Genomic DNA, 17292 nt, shown 5'->3' on the forward strand with positions numbered 1-17292 from the left:
CGGGAATGGAGGCAATTGTATGAACGCGATCCGATCGATTCTGCTGATCTTGCTCACCATCGTGCTGGTGGCATTCATCGCGATCAACTGGACCAAGGTTCCGGTGAACTTCTGGCCGCTGGATGATGGCACGTATCTGCACTTCGAATGGCCGGTCGGGTTCATCGTGCTGATTTCGTTCATCGCCGGGGTGGTGCCGATGTGGCTGCTGCACAAGGGTGCGCGCTGGCAGCTCAACCGGCGGATCGCCAATCTGGAAAACTCGGTCCGGGCCGTATCGGCGACTGCGCCGGTTGTTGCCCCGGCCCCTGCTGCGGCGGCAAGCCCACTTGACGCCGCGCCCGCTGAACCGCACACGCCCGCCGCATGACCACGAACCCGATCTATCTTGCTTTGGACCTGCCGCGCTTCGAAGCCGCCGAAACGCTGGCGCGCAAAGTTGCTGGCCATATCGGCGGGCTGAAGCTGGGGATGGAGTTCTTCTATGCCCACGGCCATCACGGCGTGCATGAAATTGCCAAGATCGGCCTGCCGATCTTCCTTGACCTGAAACTGCACGACATCCCCAACACCGTCGCCGCAGCGATGCAATCGATCCACGTGCTGGAACCGGCCATCGTCACGGTCCATGCCAGCGGCGGGCGGGCGATGATGGAAGATGCCAAGGCGGCGGCAGGCGAACATTGCAAGGTCGTGGCCGTCACCCTGCTGACCAGCCTGGACGAAACCGACATGGCCTCCACCGGGGTCAGCGGATCGGCCCACGATCAGGTGCTGCGACTGGCTGATCTGGCGCATGCTTCGGGCCTCGACGGGATTGTCTGTTCGGGTCAGGAAGTCGGCGCAGTCCATGCACAGTGGAAGGACGGGTTCTTCGTCGTGCCCGGCCTGCGTCCGGCCGAAGGCAAGGCGGGCGATCAAAAGCGCACCGTCACCCCGCGCGCCGCGCGCGATGCCGGGGCGAGCGTACTGGTGATCGGCCGCCCGATTGCCCGCGCCGAAGACCCGGTCGCCGCCGCAAGAGCAATTGAAGCCACACTTTAGTTCAGCCCTGCGACAGCCTTCGCAGGGCATGGCAAAGCCATGATGCGAAGGAGTATCGCCATGAAATCCCTGAAATTTGCCGCCGCGTTGGCCGCCACGATTGCTGCTGCCACCGCCGTTCCCGCCGCCGCGCAGGCCAACGACGCCGCGTCCGGCCCGGTGGTCGGCGCGGGCAACACCCTGCTCTCGCTCAGCGCCGAAGGGCGCTCCACCCGCAAGCCGGACCTGGCCGAATTCAGCGCAGGCGTGACCAGCCAGGGCAAGACCGCGGGCGAAGCGCTGACCAGCAATTCGGCCGACATGAACAAGGTGATCGCCGCGCTGAAGAAGGCCGGAATCGCCGACAAGGATATCCAGACCAGCAACATCAACCTGAACCCGATCTACGGCCAGCCGGTGATCGGCCCGAACGGGCAGATCACGCACGAACCGCGGATCATCGGCTATCAGGCGACCAACACCGTCAACGTCAAGCAGCGCGACCTGAAGCAGTTCGGCCGCGTGCTCGATACGCTGGTCGCCGCCGGGGCGAATCAGGTCAACGGACCCAACTTTCAGGTCAACGATCCCGAAGCCGCGCTCGACGAAGCCCGCACTGCCGCGATGAAGGCCGCCCGCGCCCGCGCCGAACTTTATGCCCGCGCCGCTGGCCTGCGCGTGGTCCGCATCCTGACGATCAGCGAAAGCGGCGGTTACATGCCGCAGCCGCGCGTGATGTACGCCAAGGCCGAAATGGCCTCGGACGCCGCGCCCACTCCGATTGCGGCGGGTCAGGTGGAACTGTCCGCCAGCGTCGCGGTGCAGTTCGAACTGGCGAAGTAGGCCGGAACCTCACCGCCTCCATCCCCATTTCACCGTTCGTGTCGAGCGAAGCCGAGACACCATGCGCAGCGCTAACGTGTCTGGACTTCGCTCGACACGAACGGGGTTTTGGGGGCGTGACACGGATCAGGATTTCGGTATTGGGTCAGGCATGACCGGCCCCGCCATCAAGATCTGCGGCATTGCCAGCCCCGCTGCGCTCGATGCGGTTATTGCCGCGCGGGCCGATCATGCGGGGCTGGTGTTTTTCCCGCCCAGCCCGCGTAACGTCTCGCTGGCCGATGCCGCCGCGCTGGGCGCGCGCGCAAGTGGCCGGATCGGGCGGGTCGGGCTGTTCGTCGATGCCGATGATGCGCTGCTGGCAGACGCCGTCGCGGCAGCGCACCTCGATGCAATCCAGCTTCACGGCCATGAAACGCCGCAGCGCGCCGCGCAGTTGCGCGCGCGCTTTGGCGTTCCGGTGTGGAAAGCGCTGTCCATCGCCAGCGCGGATGATGTCGCCAAGGCCGCCGCTTATGTCGGCGCGGTCGATCTGGTGTTGTTCGATGCCAAGACGCCAAAGGGCACCCTGCCTGGCGGCATGGGCCTGTCGTTCGACTGGTCGCTGCTGGCCGCATGGAAAGCGCCCTGCGCGTGGGGGCTGGCGGGCGGGTTGACGGCTGACAACGTGACCGAAGCCGCGCGTTTGACCGGTGCGCCGCTGGTCGATGCCTCATCCGGCGTCGAATCCGCGCCGGGGGTGAAAGACGCAGCCAAGATCGCAGCGTTCTGCGCGGCGGTGCGAGCGGGTTAGGCCCGCCACTTCCTATCCCCGCACTCTTTCCTAGCCCCCACACCCTATCCCCCAAACCCGCTCGTGCTGAGCTTGTCGAAGCACCGCACTTTTTCCTGTGAGCACGTGCTGCGGGGCAAAGGCAGGACAGTGCTTCGACAAGCTCAGCACGAGCGGGGTTTAGGCTAGGATTTGGGTCCGGGTTCGGGTTTGGAAGGTCTGGGCTGAATGCCGTTACCCAACGAAAAGGGGCAGCCCGTTGCCGGACTGCCCCTCCCTCGGTGACCCGTAAAGATCAGCTTAGAACTTCACGCCCAGACCCGCGACCACGGCATTGCCGTCGGGGCGGTTCTGGTCGAGGAAGAAGTGGCGGTATTCCACCTTGCCATAGAGGTTCTTGCCGAACTTGTGCTCATAACCCGCGCCCAGGTGGACGCTTTCGTTATCGCAGTTCGTGCAGGTTTCGGTGGTGTAACCGCTGGCAACATAGAGCTTGCCCGCGTCGCCGGTCTTGACGCCCGCCCGGCCGGTCAGGCCAAAGGCGACCTTGGTGCCGGTATCTGCGATCTTGTCAGCCGAGATTTCGGCACCGGCGAACACGGTTTCGCTCAGGTCAAAGTCATAGCCTGCGGCCACGCCATAGCTGTCCTGGGTGTATCCGTCGGCCCAGAACACGCCGCCGCGCGCTTCGACGCGGGCTTCGTTGGCGAGCGCCGGCGATGCAACAGCGAGCGAGGCCAGCAGCGGGAGAAGAACCTTACGCATAAAAATACTCCTTCAAATTCAGCCCTGCGACAGGGCACGACCGCCAAGTAGGAAGCGCCAGCTTGCCCGCCGATGAACCTTTTGTTCGGAAATTGTCAGAAACGGGTTTAATGTTGCCAAAATACAACATTTAATTCTAACTTCTGATAGGGAAACTTTGACCTGCGACACCGGCCAAAAGCCCGAAAGGCTGGACTTAGCCGCATCGCTCTGCCAAGCGCGGCTGCGATATGACCGCGCAAAACCCCATCCCGAACACTTTTCGCAACCAGCCCGACGAACGCGGCCATTTCGGCCAGTTTGGCGGCAGGTATGTCGCCGAAACGCTGATGCCGCTGGTGCTGGACCTTGAGCGTGAATACGAGGCGGCCAAGGTCGATTCGGCGTTCAAGGCGGAATTCGACGACCTGCTGGAACACTATGTCGGCCGACCCAGCCCGCTCTATTTCGCGCCGCGGCTGACCGAGGAACTTCGCAAGAGCGCTCCCGCGGGGGGGGGCGCCCAGGTCTGGTTCAAGCGCGATGAGCTGAACCACACCGGCGCGCACAAAATCAACAACTGCATCGGCCAGATCCTGCTGGCGATCCGCATGGGCAAGACCCGGATTATCGCGGAAACCGGCGCGGGCCAGCACGGCGTGGCGACCGCCACCGTCTGCGCACGCTTCGGCCTGCCCTGCGTGGTCTACATGGGCGCGACAGACGTCGCCCGGCAGGCCCCCAACGTGTTCCGGATGAAGCTGCTGGGGGCGCAAGTCGTGCCCGTCACCGCTGGTGCCGCCACGCTGAAGGACGCGATGAACGAGGCACTGCGCGACTGGGTCGCCAATGTCCACGACACGTTCTACATCATCGGCACCGCCGCTGGCCCGCACCCCTACCCCGAACTGGTCCGCGATTTCCAAAGCGTGATCGGCAAGGAAGCCCGCGCCCAGATGCTGAGCCGCACCGGCCGCCTGCCGGATCTGCTGGTCGCCGCAATCGGTGGGGGCAGCAACGCCATCGGCCTGTTCCACCCATTCCTCGATGACCCCAGCGTCAGGATGCTGGGCGTCGAAGCGGCGGGCCACGGGCTGGACAAGGAACACGCCGCGAGCCTCGCGGGCGGGCGCCCCGGCATCCTCCACGGCAACAAGACCTACCTGCTGCAGGACGAGGACGGCCAGATCACCGAAGGCCACTCGATCTCGGCGGGGCTGGACTATCCCGGCATTGGCCCGGAACATTCCTGGCTGAAGGAAGTGGGCCGCGTCGATTATACCAGCGTCACCGATACCGAAGCGCTGGACGGCTTCCAGCTGCTCTGCCGCACCGAGGGGATCATCCCCGCGCTGGAGCCCAGCCACGCCATCGCCGCCGTCAAGAAGGTCGCGCCGACGATGACGAAGGACAGCATCGTCCTCGTCAACCTGTGCGGGCGCGGCGACAAGGACATCTTCTCGGTCGCGGAGCACCTGGGGGTGTCGCTGTGAAAAGCCCTCTCCCCTTGAGGGGAGAGGGTTGGGAGAGGGGCAATGCGCGACCGCCGATTGACCGATTTCGCCCGGGAAAATCGCAAGACCATGACCGAACCCGCAACGCGAATGTGGCTGCAATTGCGTGCCAGCCGGTTTGAAGGGGTGAAATTCCGGCGGGAGAAAGTCATTGGACCCTATATCGCCGACTTTGCCGCCAACGACCCGAAGCTGGTCGTGGAAATCGATGGCGATACGCACGACGCGGACGACGAATGCGACCGCATCAGGACTGGTGTTTTGAACCAGCACGGCTATCGCGTGGTCCGGTATTCGAATGTTGAAGTGATGCAAAATCTGGAAGGTGTCTTGATGAACCTGGCGGCAGTGATCGCGGATATGCGGCCCCCACTCCCAACCCTCTCCCCTGAAGGGGAGAGGGCTTTCGATGTGTCCCCCAACACCGAACGGAATACCCGATGACCCGCCTCTCCGCCGCCTTCGCCAAGGGCCGCCCCGCGCTCGTCACGTTCATCACCGGCGGCGATCCCACGCCGGACGCCACGCCTGCGCTGCTTGACGCGCTGGTCGAGGGCGGTGCGGATGTGATCGAACTGGGGATGCCCTTTACCGATCCGATGGCCGATGGTCCGGCGATCCAGAACGCCAACTTGCGCGCGCTGGCAGCGGGGACCAAGACCGCGCACTTGTTCCAGATCGCTACCGACTTCCGCGTCCGGCACCCGGACGTGCCGCTGGTGCTGATGGGCTACGCCAACCCGATGACGATTCGCGGGTCCGAATGGTTCGCAGACCAGTGCCAGAAGGCCGGGGTGGACGGCGTGATCTGCGTCGACATTCCGCCCGAGGAAGACCCGGAACTTGGCCCCGCGCTGCGCGCTGCGGGCATCTCGCTGATTCGCCTCGCCACGCCGACCACCGATGCCGCGCGGCTGCCCGCCGTGCTCGAAGGTTCGTCGGGGTTTCTCTATTACGTCTCGGTCGCCGGGATCACCGGGCTGCAACAGGCCGCGCAGGCCAGCATCGACGAGGCCGTTGCCCGCCTGAAAGCCGCCACGGACATTCCGGTCGCGGTGGGCTTTGGCGTGCGCACCCCTGAGCAGGCGGCAAAGATCGCCAAGGTCGCGGACGGCGTCGTGGTCGGCTCGGCGCTGATCGATCTGATCGCCCAGCACGGCGCGAATGCCGCCGGACCTGTGCGTGATCTGACCCGGGCCCTTGCCGACGCCGTGCATTCCGCGCGATAGGAGCTGACATGAGCTGGATCGACCGCGTTCGCAATTCTCTCCCCTTCACCACGAAGCGGGACACGCCTGACAACCTGTGGGTCAAGTGCCCCTCGTGCAAGGAAATGCTCTTCACGAAAGAGTACGAGGACAACCTGAGTGTCTGCCCGCGCTGTGAGCATCACGGCCGGATTGGCGCGGACGCACGGTTTGCGCAGTTGCTGGACCCCGGCTTTGAAATCCTGCCTTCGCCCAAGGTGAAGGAAGACCCGCTGAAGTTCCGCGACAGCAAGAAGTATCCCGACCGGTTGAAAGCCGCGCGCCTCGCCAACCCGCACCCCGATGCGCTGACCAATGCGCTGGGCAAGATCGGCGGGCACAAGGCCGTGCTGGCAGTGCAGGACTTTGCCTTCATGGGCGGGTCGATGGGCATGGCCGTGGGCGCGGCGTTCGTGGCCGGGGCCGACCGTGCTCTGAAGGAAAAGTGCGCGTTCGTGATCTGCACGGCTGCTGGCGGCGCGCGGATGCAGGAAGGCATTCTCAGCCTGATGCAGATGCCCAAGACCACGGTCGCGGTCAGCCGCCTGAGCCGGGCGGGCCTGCCCTATATCGTCGTGCTGACCGATCCCACCACCGGCGGCGTCACCGCCAGCTATGCCATGCTGGGCGATGTCCAGATTGCCGAACCGGGCTGCCTGATCGGGTTTGCCGGCCAGCGCGTGATCCAGGACACCATCCGCGAAAAGCTGCCCGAAGGGTTCCAGCGCGCCGAATACCTGCTGGAACACGGCATGATCGACATGGTTGTCCACCGCCGCGACCTGAAGGCCAAGCTGGCCACCGTGCTGGATTACCTCGGCGCGGCCAAGGCGGCCTGAACCGGATAGCAATTCTCCCCTCCCGCCTGCGGGAGGGGCCGGGGGAGGGTCTGTCTTGAAAGACTTCGCAATCTCCGATAGCCCGCGCGTGCAGGCGCAGCTGAACCGGCTCGGCGCGCTGAGCCTGCCACAAGGGCGGATCGGGCTGGAGGTGATCCATGCCCTGCTGGACCGGCTGGGCAATCCGCAAGCCGCCCTGCCGCCGGTGTTCCATGTCGCCGGAACCAACGGCAAGGGCAGCACCTGCGCATACTTGCGCGCGATGCTCGAAGCGCAGGGGCTGACCGTCCACGGCGCGACCAAGCCGCATCTGGTCCGTTATAACGAGCGGCTGCGGATCGCCGGTAAGCTGGTCGAGGATGACCTGCTGGCCGACTTGCTGAAGGAAGTGCTCGATCTGGGCGAAGACCTGTCACCCAGTTTCTTCGAAGTCACCACGGCGGCCACGTTCCTGGCGTTCCACCGCTTCCCCGCCGATGCCTGCGTGATCGAGGTGGGCCTGGGCGGCCGGTTCGATGCAACCAACGTGTTGGACGGGCAAGCCGCCTGCGGGATCGCCACGCTGGGGATCGACCACGAGGCGTTCCTGCTGGTCCCCGAAGCCAATGTCCCCACCGTTCCGCTCTGCCGGATCGCGTTCGAAAAAGCCGGGATCGCCCGCCCCGGCGTGCCGCTGGTGACGCAGGCCTATCCACTGGACGTCACTCGCACCGTGATCGAACACGCGATGCGGGTCGGCGCGAAGACCGCGCTGCGCGATCTCGACTGGTTTGCCGACGTCGGCGACGCGATCCACTACCGCGACCGGCACGGCGAACTGACCCTGCCCCTGCCCGCGCTGGTTGGCACCCATCAGGCCGATAACGCCGCGCTGGCCGTCGCCATGCTGCGCCATCAGTCCCAAGTAGACGTATCACCAGAGGCCATGGCCGAGGGTATCCGCGCCGCCCGCTGGCCCGCGCGGTTGCAACTGCTGGACACCGGCCCGCTCACCGCGCTGGCACCGGGCCGCAAGGTCTGGCTGGACGGCGGGCACAACGCGGATGCCGGGTTGGCGATTGCGCGGCATTTTGCCGGGGCCGAGCCGTTCCACCTGATCACGGGGATGCTTTCCAGCAAGGATCCGGCGGCCATCGTCGCGCCCTTGCGCGGCAAGCTGCTCAGCCTGTCCGTCGTCCCCGCGCCGGGGCATGATGCGCACGCGCCGGAAGACTTCGCCGCGCATTCCGACCTGCCGGTGCGCCCGTTCGCCGATGTGCCCGCCGCGCTCGCCGCGCTGCCGCCGGGCGGCGATGTGCTGATCGCGGGGTCGCTCTATCTGGCGGGCGAAGTCCTGCGGCTTAACGCCGAGTTTCCCGACTAGCCGTTTGCGGACTTGGGCGCTGGCCCATCATCCTCGGTGCTGGGCTGGCGGATCGACTGGACGAGGTAGCCCTTGTTCCACAGCAGCCACAGCAGCAGCATGCCGGGGATCGCCGCCACCACCGTAAAGCCCCAGAACCACGTCCACCCCAGCTTTTCGGCCAGTACCCCGGCCGGGCTGGCCAGCCAGGTCCGCCCGAATGCGGCAAAGGATGACAGCAGGGCAAACTGGGTGGCCGTGTAGGCCAGGCTCGACAAGCCGGACAGATACGTCGCGAAGACCGTCAGCCCGATGCCGCTGGTGATGTTTTCGGTGCCGATCGCCGCGACCAGCATCCAGTAGTTGTTCCCGCTGACCGACAGCACCATGAACATCACGTTGGAAAACATCATCAGCAGCCCGGAAATCAGCAGCGCCCGGCCCATGCCCAGCCACAGGATGAACGGTGCGCCCAGCGCCGAACCCAGGATCAACGCGCCGAACCCCCACAGCTTGTTGGCCGAGACATAGTCCAGATCGGCAAAGCCCAGATCGACGATCATCGGCGCGAGCATGGTCTGCCCCATGGCATCGCCGACTTTGTAGACCAGCACGAACCCCAGCACCAGGAAGGCCCCGTGCCGGCCCAGGAATTCGCGGAACGGATTGACCACCGTTTCGGTGATCCACCGCCCCGGCGTCATGCCGACCGCCCCGGCAAACCGGTCAACGTATTTGCCGGGACCGGCAATCATCGCGCCGATGATCGCGGGAATGATCGCAAAGGCAGTCAGCCCGTAAGCCATGGACCAGCCCAGCCCCAGCCCCTCGGCCGACGCCAGATAGACCGTCCCCGCCCCGGCGATCAGGTTGCCGGTGCGATAGCCGAACTGGTTGGTGGCCGTGCCGTGAGCGAACTCTTCCTCATCGAGGATTTCGATGCGGTAGGCGTCGATCACAATGTCCTGCGTCGCCGAAAGGAACGCGGTAATCACCGCCCAGATCATGAAATTGCCCATCTGGCCGGGCTGCGGATCGCTCGCCCCCAGTTGCCAGACCGCGACGAACAGCAGCGCCTGAACGAAGAACAGCCAGCCGCGCCGCTGGCCGAACTTCCGGGTCAGATAAGGCAGCGGCAACTTGTCGACCAGCGGGGCCCACAGGAACTTGATCGTGTAAGGCGTGCCCAGCGCCACGGCGAAGCCGATCGTGGCCGTATCGAGCCCGACTTTGGCCAGCCAGAACGTCATCGTCGCGATCAGCAGGGTCAGCGGAAATCCGCTGGAAATGCCCAGCAGGAATGTAATCATCGGGTTCTTGCGCAAATAGGGGCGGAACGATTCCACCCGCGTGGCGACCAGCGCCAGACCGACCAGCACGGCTATGAAGATGATAAACCGGACCAGATCGACCGACATTGAGACCCCACTTCCACCAGATTTCGCGCGAACCTAGCGCCGAAACGCGTTATGCCTAGTTCCCATAGAGAGGATAGCCCCCATGGAGAGGATAGCCACAGTCCCCGGCGGGTCGCCCACGCCCGGCCAGCTGGCATTGGCCCGTGCCATTGCCGATGGATGCACCCGCAGCGAGGCGCGCGTCACCCGCGTGCCCGCCAGCGTCTATACCGACCCCGCGCACTGGGAGCGGGAAAAGGCGCTGTTGTTCGGCCGCCTGCCGCAAGTGCTGGCCCCGTCGGCCCTGCTGCCAGAGCCGAACACGCTCGCCCCGCATGACGCGACCGGACGCCCGCTGCTGCTGACGCGCGATGGCGACGGGCAGGTTCACGTCTTCCTCAACGTCTGCCGCCATCGCGGCACCCGGCTGGTCGAAGGGCAGGACGCGCAATGCGCCAGGCGGATGACCTGCCCCTATCACGCGTGGACCTACGCCACCGATGGGCGCCTGCTCGCCCTGCCCCGGCCGGATACCTTTCCGGGGCTGGACAAGGCCGATTATGGCCTGGCCGAACTGCCCAGCGTCGAAGCGGGCGGGCTGATCTGGTTTGCCCCGGTGGCCGGTGCCGATTTCAGCGATGCGCGCACGCTGGGCGAGGATTTTGACCGCTTCGCCATGGCCGATCTGCACCTGTTCGCGCGCCGCACCCACGATGTCGCGTCGAACTGGAAGCTGATCATGGACGCGTTCCTGGAAAGCTACCACGTCGCCCGGCTTCACGCGGCCACGATCGGCCCGTTCTTCAAGGACGGGGTGACCAGCGGCGATCAGATCGGTCCGCACCAGCGCAGTCTGGTCGGCCGCGCGTCGGAGCTGGACGGGCTGGACCTGACCGACATGGCCGTGCTGCGTCGCACCGGCACGTTCGCCTATCAGCTGTTTCCCGGCACCGTGCTGGTGATAAGCCCGGACTACATCAACGTGCTGACCCTGATGCCGCAAGGGCATGACCGGACGCTGGTCGAGGATTTCATGCTGATCCCCGAAGCCCCGCAGACCGACAAGGCCCGCGATCACTGGCAGCGCAGCTGGCAACTGCTCGATGGCGGGGTGTTCGGCTCGGAAGATTTCCGCGCCGCCGCGCTGGGGCAACAGGGGCTGGCGACCGGCGCAGTGCCGGAACTGACGCTCGGCACACTGGAGGGCGGGATCCGCCGGTTTCACGAGATTTGCCAGGAACAGATGGCACTTGCCGAGGCCGCGGCAGAGGGGTGACGAAACCGCGCATGTCGCGTAAGGGGCGTGGATGAACGACCCCATTCCCGAAGAAATCGAAAACCAGCCCGAACCGACTGGCGAGCGTCCCGAAGAATCCGCTGCGCATCCAGAAGCGCACGGCGACGAAGCCGAAGCGCCCAGCGGCGAGGCCGAAACAGCGGCTGAACGGCCTGAAAAAGTTGGCGACCGCATCGCCAAGCTGCTCGCCCGCGCCGGGATTGCCTCGCGCCGCGAAATCGAGCGGATGATCGAAGATCGCCGCATCCGGCTGAACGACGAACTGGTCACCACCCCCGCCACGATCCTGACCAGCCTGCGCGGCGTGACAGTGGACGGCAAGCCGGTGAAGGCGCCCGAACCCACCCGCCTGTTCCTGTTCCACAAGCCGGACGGGCTGATCACGGCCGAGCGCGACCTCAGCGGCCGCCCCACGATCTACACCGCGCTGCGCAACGCGCTGCCGCCGGGCACGCCGCGGCTGATGCCGGTCGGGCGGCTTGACCTGAATACCGAAGGCCTGCTGCTGCTGACCAACGACGGCGAATTCAAGCGCCAGCTGGAACTGCCGAGCAGCGGCATCCCGCGCAAGTACCGCGCCCGCACATATGGCGACATCACCCAGAACCAGCTGGAAGATCTGATCGAAGGCGTGACCATCGACGGGATGCATTACGGCAAGATCGACGCCAACATGGAACGCCGGACCGGGCGCAACCAGTGGATCGAAGTCACCCTGACCGAAGGCAAGAACCGCGAAGTGCGGCGCGTGCTGGAACATCTCGGGCTGGAAGTCAGCCGCTTGCTGCGCATTTCCTATGGCCCGTTCGAGTTGCTCGACCTGCCGCGCGGACAGGCGGTCGAAATCCGTCAGGTCGATCTGGAAAAGTTCCGCAAGTCGCTGAAAACCGGTGACCGCGAACGCAGCCCCAACCCGCACACCACCCCGGCCAAGCCCCAGTCGACCTGGGTCAAGGGCGGCACGGTGCGCGATCCGGCCCCCGCCGGGCGCCGCGTTGGCCGCGGCCTGACCCAGGCCCAGCCATACGGTGAGCGCCTTGCGCGGACGGATGAGCGCCCCGCCCGTGGCGGCGCCCGCACCGCGCGGGGCGATGCCCGCCCCGCGCGCAGCGAAGAACGTCCGGCCCGTGGCAGCGCCCGTCCGCCGCGTGGTGACAGCCGCCCGGTGCGCAGCGATGAACCGCCCGCCTGGGCACGGCCCGCTGGCGGCGACAAGCGCCCGGCCCGCACCGATGAGCGCCCCACCCGGCCCGAAAACCGCACGCCCCGCAAGGAAACCCGCAGCGACTGGTCCGATGCCCGGCCCCCGCGCGGCGATGCCCGCCCGGCCCGTCCGGGTGGCCGCAGCGATGGCCGCCCCGGTGGCAAGCCCACTGGCCGTCCGACCCGTCCGGGGCCGCGTAAATGAGGATTGTTGCCGGGCAATGGCGCGGGCGTAAGTTGAATGCACCGTCGGGCGAAACCACGCGCCCGACAGCGGACCGTACCCGCGAAACGCTGTTCTCGATGCTGCAAAGCCGGCTTGGCAGCTTTGACGGGCTGGCCGTGGCCGATCTGTTTGCCGGATCGGGCGCGCTGGGGCTTGAGGCGCTGTCGCGCGGCGCGGCCAGCTGCGTGTTCGTCGAGCATGACGCCCCGGCAATCCGCGCGCTGCGGGCCAATATCGCCAACCTTCACGCGCAGGCGAACAGCGATGTGCGGGCGAGTTCGGTCCTGACGCTGGGTCCGGCCAAAGCCCCGCTCGACCTGATCCTGCTCGATCCGCCCTATGGTTCGGGCGCCGGCGCGGTGGCGCTCGACAAGCTGCAACGGCTCGGCTGGATTGGCGAGGCGACCTGGGTCAGCCTCGAAACCGCGCACAACGAAGAACCCAAAGTGCGCGGGCTGGAAACCGTCGCCGAGCGCAAGGTCGGCAAGGCCAAGATCACTTTGCTGCGGAAAGCGCCGGACGCGCCAGAATAACCCCGGCGAGCGTCAGGGCTCCGGCGGCTGACAGCAGCCACCCGGCCTGCGCGCTATACCCGTCCGCCGCCAGCAATTGCGCCACGATCGGGGTCAGCGCGCCGCCGATGATGCCGCCGCCGTTGAACGCGAGTGAAATCCCGCTGTAACGCACTCGAACCGGGAACAGCGTCGGCAGCCATGCGCCCAGCGGGCCATAGGCAAACCCCATGATGAACAGCGCCGCCGCCAGCGTGGCGAACACCGTCCAGAGCGATCCCGCCGCCAGACCAGGGCCGAACACGAACCCCAGCAGCACGGTTGCCCCCGCCCCGAGCGCCAGCGAGAGCCGCGCCGAACGCTTGTCCGCGAGCACCGCCGCCGCGACGATCCCGACCGCCAGAAAACAGTTCGCCGCCAGCTGGACCGACAGGAACGTCTCGCGGCTGTGCCCCAGCGGCCCGGTCCCCTGCGCCAGCGCATAAGCCGTCGCGAGGTAGAAGATCGCAAAGCACGCCACCACGCCCGCCGTCCCGGCCAGCAGTGCGCCAAGGTGATGGCGCATTTCCCACAGCGGCACGAGTGGCGGCGGCGCGTGTTCCATCGCCTCGCGGAAGGCCGGTGTCTCACCAATCCGCAGCCGCACCCACAGCCCGATGCCGACCAGCGCCGCGCTCGCCAGAAACGGAATGCGCCAGCCCCACGCGGCAAAGTCCGCTTCACTGAGCCCCAGACCCAGCAGCAGGAACAGGCCATTGGCGGCAAGGAACCCCACCGGCGCGCCCAGCTGCGGCGCGCTGCCGAACCGGGCTTCCCAGCCCTTGGGTGCGTTCTCCACCGCCAGCAGCGCCGCCCCGCCCCATTCGCCGCCAAGGCCGAACCCCTGCCCGAACCGCAGTATGCACAGCAACGCGGGCGCGATCCAGCCGGCCATCGCGTATGTCGGCAAGAAGGCGATCAGCAGCGTCGATGCGCCCATCAGCAGCAGGGACGCCACCAGCGTCGATTTGCGCCCGATCCGATCCCCGAAATGGCCGAACGCAATCGCGCCAACCGGCCGCGCGATGAACGCGATGCCAAAGCTCATGAAGGCAAACAGCGTCTGCGCCGCCGCCGATTCGGCCGGGAAGAACAGCGGCCCGAACACCAGCGCCGCAGCGGTCGCGTAGATGTAGAAATCATAAAACTCGACCGCCGTGCCGACGAGGCTGGCGGTCAGGACGCGCGAATGCTGGCGGATCGGATGCATGGGCACGATGCCTTGCGGCTGGCGCGCGCGCTGTCAATCCCGCGCCCTTGCGCTGGCTGGCGATGTTCCCTAGTTGTTCGCGCGTGTCACAGTTCCCCGAATCCCCGTCCGCGCCGCCTCAGGCCGACCCGCTGCTGGACAGCCTGAACGATCCGCAGCGTGAAGCCGTGCTGACCACCGAAGGACCGGTGCTGATGCTGGCGGGGGCTGGCACGGGCAAGACCGCCGCGCTCACTGCGCGGCTGGCCCAGATCGTCCGGACCCGCCGGGCCTGGCCCAGCGAAATCCTGTGCGTCACCTTCACCAACCGGGCCGCGCGGGAGATGCGTGAACGGGTGGGTCATCTGGTCGGCCCGGCGGTGGAAGGAATGCCGTGGCTCGGCACGTTCCATTCCATCGCGGCCAAGCTGCTGCGCCGCCATGCCGAACTGGTCGGGCTGCAATCGAACTATACGATCATCGACACCGACGATCAGCTGCGGCTGCTGAAACAGCTGATTCAGGCCGAGGGGCTGGACGAAAAGCGCTGGCCGGCGCGCGCCCTGGCCGGGTGCATCGACCGCTGGAAGAACAAGGGACTGAACCCCGGCGATCTGGATGCGGCGGACAACGAAGCCTATGCCAATGGCAAGGGGCAGCAGTTCTACCAGCTTTATCAGGACCGGCTGAAGGCGCTCAATGCCTGCGATTTCGGCGATCTTCTGCTGCATATGCTGAACATCCTGCGCACGCATCGCGATGTGCTGGAACAGTATCAGCGTCGCTTCAAATACGTGATGGTGGACGAATATCAGGACACCAATCAGGTCCAGTACCTGTGGCTGCGGCTGCTGGCGCAGGGCCACAAGAACATCTGCGTGGTGGGTGACGACGATCAGTCGATCTATTCATGGCGCGGCGCAGAAGTGGCCAATATCCTACGGTTTGAAAAGGATTTTCCCGGCGCGAAAGTGATCCGGCTGGAACAGAATTACCGCTCCACCCCGGATATCCTCGCCGCCGCATCGGGCCTGATCAATGCCAACAGCGAACGGCTGGGCAAGACGCTCTGGACCACCCGGGGCGGCGGCGACAAGGTCCGCGTGATCGGCGTGTGGGACGGCCCTGAGGAAGCCCGGCGGCTGGGTGACGAGATTGAGCGGCTGGAACGCGAAGGCGCGCCGCTCAGCCAGATCGCGATTCTGGTGCGCGCGCAGTTCCAGACGCGCGAGATCGAAGACCGGTTCATCGCCATCGGCATGGCCTACAAGATCATCGGCGGCTTCCGGTTCTATGAACGCGCCGAAATCCGCGATGCGCTGGCCTATCTGCGGCTGATCGCGCAGCCCAGCGACGATCTGGCGTTTGAGCGGATCTACAACACCCCCAAACGCGGGCTGGGTGACAAGACGCTGGAGAAAATCCATCGCCACGCCCGCGCGCGCGCCATTCCGCTCAGTCTGGCCGCGCTGGAAATCACTGATACCGATGAACTTCCGGCGCGCGCGCGCAACACGCTGCTGGCGCTGATGCGCGATTTTACACGCTGGCGCGATCTGGCCAAGACCACCGTGCCCGCCGAACTGGTCCGTACACTGCTGGATGAAAGCGGCTATACCGCCGCGCTTCAGGCGGAAAAGAGCGCGGAAAGCGCCGGGCGGCTGGAAAACCTGACCGAACTTTCCCGCGCGATCGAAGACTACGAAACGCTCGGCGATTTCCTCGAACACGTCAGTCTGGTGATGGACAACGACAAGGCCGACGATGCCGACAAGGTCACCATCATGACCATCCACGCCGCCAAGGGGCTGGAGTTTGACAACGTGTTTCTGGTCGGCTGGGAAGAAGGCGTGTTCCCCTCGCAGCGCTCGCTCGACGAAGGGGGCCTTGCCAGCCTGGAGGAGGAACGCCGCCTCGCCTATGTCGCGATCACCCGCGCGCGGCGGCGCTGCACGATCCTGCACGCGGCCAACCGGCGGATCTATGGTCAGTGGACCAGCTCGATCCCCAGCCGCTTCATCGCCGAAATGCCCGAAGACCATGTCGAGCAGGAAACTACCCTGTCCGGCGGGGCGTCATTGTGGCGGGCGCAGTGGTCGGAGAACGCCGATCCGTTCGCGCATGTCGCGCGCGATCATGCGGCCCGCGCCTCGCACCGCGGCCCCGGCTGGCAGCGCGCCGCCACCCGCGAATACGACACCACCCCGCGCCGCCTGCCCGAACCCAGCCGCAGCGCCGCCAGCTTCGCCGCCAAGCCGCGCGGCGACGTTGGCCTTGGCGCGCGGGTGTTCCACGACAAGTTCGGTTACGGCACCGTCGCCGCGCAGGAAGGCAACAAGCTGGAGATCGACTTCGAAACGGCGGGCCGCAAGCGCGTGATCGACAGCTTTGTCAAAGTGGCCGAGTAAGTCGCCCGATCAGGGCCGCCGACCAACCCACAAACCGCGCTGCACGTGCAGCTGGGTCGGCGCAAAATCGGTGAATTCGCAGGTCGGCAGGCCTTCCCGCTCCGCAAAGGCGAGCAGAATTCGCTGCGCTTCGGGGACATTGCCGGTCTTCTCGTCCAGCCCCTTGTCGCTGTTATCGAGATAGATCACCCCGCCCTTGGCAAGATGTTCAACGGCAAACCGGGCGCAATCATCGCGGTGGCTGCCATCGATCATGATCAGGTCATACTGCTGATCCGGCACCAGGCTGACATATTCTGCGCGATTCGCCGCAAACCGGTAATCGACATTGCCAAGCTTCGCGACGCGCGGCGCGACCACATCGAACCACGGCTTGTAATCTTCAATCGACACGACCGAACCCGTGTGCCGCGAATACCACATGGTCGACATGCCGGACCCGAATTCCAGCACTTTGCTTTGCGGGGTCAGCACCCGGGCCAGTTCATCCTGCGCGTCGTAGGAAATCCACGGGAGTTCCTGCCGCCAGTCAAACAGCACCCGCGCAGCACCGGTGAAAACCGCCCGCGGGCCATTCCTGAGCAACCGCCCCAGTGAAACGAAGCTGCCGAGTTCATCATGCAGCCGCGTCTTGCGGGTAACACTGCCAGAGTAAATCTTTCGAAATGGCGTCATCGGCCCAAGTGAAGCGCGCATA

17 protein-coding genes are annotated in these 17292 nt (G+C 65.9%); 13 read left to right on the forward strand and 4 right to left on the reverse strand.

The window, feature by feature from the left end; genetic code table 11:
- Window positions 1-19: 19 nt before the first annotated feature.
- From Q8Q53_RS06340 to Q8Q53_RS06355, 4 genes are all read left to right on the forward strand, one after another.
- Window positions 20-370: a LapA family protein gene (locus Q8Q53_RS06340; RefSeq protein ID WP_305700920.1), complete on the forward strand. Its 351-nt coding sequence runs from the start codon at window positions 20-22 to the stop codon at window positions 368-370.
- On the forward strand, window positions 367-1044 hold the full coding sequence (gene pyrF, locus Q8Q53_RS06345) for an orotidine-5'-phosphate decarboxylase (RefSeq protein ID WP_305700921.1): 678 nt from the start codon (window positions 367-369) through the stop codon (window positions 1042-1044). The genes Q8Q53_RS06340 and pyrF overlap by 4 nt, the downstream gene beginning before the upstream one ends.
- Window positions 1045-1104: 60 nt before the next feature.
- Entirely contained in the window at window positions 1105-1866 is a 762-nt protein-coding gene (locus Q8Q53_RS06350; protein ID WP_305700922.1) for an SIMPL domain-containing protein, read from the forward strand.
- Between the two features lie 151 nt (window positions 1867-2017).
- A complete protein-coding gene (locus Q8Q53_RS06355; RefSeq protein WP_305700923.1) occupies window positions 2018-2659 on the forward strand; it encodes a phosphoribosylanthranilate isomerase in 642 nt (213 codons plus the stop codon).
- A 279-nt stretch (window positions 2660-2938) separates the two neighbouring features.
- On the opposite strand, the gene Q8Q53_RS06360 is transcribed toward Q8Q53_RS06355, so the two are convergent.
- Complete coding sequence (locus Q8Q53_RS06360) at window positions 2939-3403, reverse strand: outer membrane beta-barrel protein (protein ID WP_305700924.1); 465 nt, start codon at window positions 3401-3403, stop codon at window positions 2939-2941.
- 230 nt (window positions 3404-3633) lie between these two features.
- On the opposite strand from Q8Q53_RS06360, the gene trpB reads away from it, so the two are divergent.
- From trpB to Q8Q53_RS06385, 5 genes are read left to right on the forward strand one after another with little or no spacing between them, the layout of a single operon-like run.
- Window positions 3634-4875, forward strand: coding sequence for a tryptophan synthase subunit beta (gene trpB / locus Q8Q53_RS06365; RefSeq protein WP_305700925.1), 1242 nt, complete (start codon window positions 3634-3636; stop codon window positions 4873-4875).
- 42 nt (window positions 4876-4917) lie between these two features.
- On the forward strand, window positions 4918-5340 hold the full coding sequence (locus Q8Q53_RS06370) for an endonuclease domain-containing protein (RefSeq protein WP_305700926.1): 423 nt from the start codon (window positions 4918-4920) through the stop codon (window positions 5338-5340).
- On the forward strand, window positions 5337-6125 hold the full coding sequence (gene trpA / locus Q8Q53_RS06375; RefSeq protein ID WP_305700927.1) for a tryptophan synthase subunit alpha: 789 nt from the start codon (window positions 5337-5339) through the stop codon (window positions 6123-6125). The genes Q8Q53_RS06370 and trpA overlap by 4 nt, the downstream gene beginning before the upstream one ends.
- Window positions 6126-6133: 8 nt before the next feature.
- Window positions 6134-6982, forward strand: coding sequence for an acetyl-CoA carboxylase, carboxyltransferase subunit beta (gene accD / locus Q8Q53_RS06380; RefSeq protein ID WP_305700928.1), 849 nt, complete (start codon window positions 6134-6136; stop codon window positions 6980-6982).
- 55 nt (window positions 6983-7037) lie between these two features.
- Complete coding sequence (locus Q8Q53_RS06385) at window positions 7038-8345, forward strand: folylpolyglutamate synthase/dihydrofolate synthase family protein (protein WP_305700929.1); 1308 nt, start codon at window positions 7038-7040, stop codon at window positions 8343-8345.
- Here the strand turns inward: Q8Q53_RS06385 and Q8Q53_RS06390 are convergent.
- Window positions 8342-9742: an MFS transporter gene (locus Q8Q53_RS06390; RefSeq protein ID WP_305700930.1), complete on the reverse strand. Its 1401-nt coding sequence runs from the start codon at window positions 9740-9742 to the stop codon at window positions 8342-8344. The two genes, Q8Q53_RS06385 and Q8Q53_RS06390, sit on opposite strands and share 4 nt — an antisense overlap.
- Before the next feature lie 82 nt (window positions 9743-9824).
- On the opposite strand from Q8Q53_RS06390, the gene Q8Q53_RS06395 reads away from it, so the two are divergent.
- The 3 genes from Q8Q53_RS06395 to rsmD are packed head-to-tail and all read left to right on the forward strand — an operon-like array spanning window position 9825 to window position 12980.
- Complete coding sequence (locus Q8Q53_RS06395) at window positions 9825-10997, forward strand: aromatic ring-hydroxylating dioxygenase subunit alpha (RefSeq protein ID WP_305700931.1); 1173 nt, start codon at window positions 9825-9827, stop codon at window positions 10995-10997.
- A gap of 31 nt (window positions 10998-11028) precedes the next feature.
- On the forward strand, window positions 11029-12426 hold the full coding sequence (locus Q8Q53_RS06400; RefSeq protein WP_371136522.1) for a pseudouridine synthase: 1398 nt from the start codon (window positions 11029-11031) through the stop codon (window positions 12424-12426).
- On the forward strand, window positions 12423-12980 hold the full coding sequence (gene rsmD / locus Q8Q53_RS06405) for a 16S rRNA (guanine(966)-N(2))-methyltransferase RsmD (protein WP_305700932.1): 558 nt from the start codon (window positions 12423-12425) through the stop codon (window positions 12978-12980). Before Q8Q53_RS06400 ends, rsmD begins: the two co-directional genes overlap by 4 nt.
- Here the strand turns inward: rsmD and Q8Q53_RS06410 are convergent.
- Window positions 12943-14208, reverse strand: a complete 1266-nt coding sequence (locus Q8Q53_RS06410) for an MFS transporter (protein ID WP_305700933.1) — start codon at window positions 14206-14208, stop codon at window positions 12943-12945. The two genes, rsmD and Q8Q53_RS06410, sit on opposite strands and share 38 nt — an antisense overlap.
- A 62-nt stretch (window positions 14209-14270) precedes the next feature.
- Here Q8Q53_RS06410 and Q8Q53_RS06415 point away from each other — a divergent pair, with 62 nt between their 5' ends.
- Window positions 14271-16595, forward strand: a complete 2325-nt coding sequence (locus Q8Q53_RS06415) for an ATP-dependent helicase (protein ID WP_371136530.1) — start codon at window positions 14271-14273, stop codon at window positions 16593-16595.
- Window positions 16596-16604: 9 nt separating this feature from the next.
- Here Q8Q53_RS06415 and Q8Q53_RS06420 read toward each other — a convergent pair whose 3' ends face one another.
- A complete protein-coding gene (locus Q8Q53_RS06420) occupies window positions 16605-17270 on the reverse strand; it encodes a class I SAM-dependent methyltransferase (protein WP_305700935.1) in 666 nt (221 codons plus the stop codon).
- Window positions 17271-17292: the final 22 nt, after the last annotated feature.

The sequence above is a fragment of the Novosphingobium sp. genome, assembly GCF_030699305.1.
Classification (GTDB): Bacteria; Pseudomonadota; Alphaproteobacteria; order Sphingomonadales; family Sphingomonadaceae; genus Novosphingobium.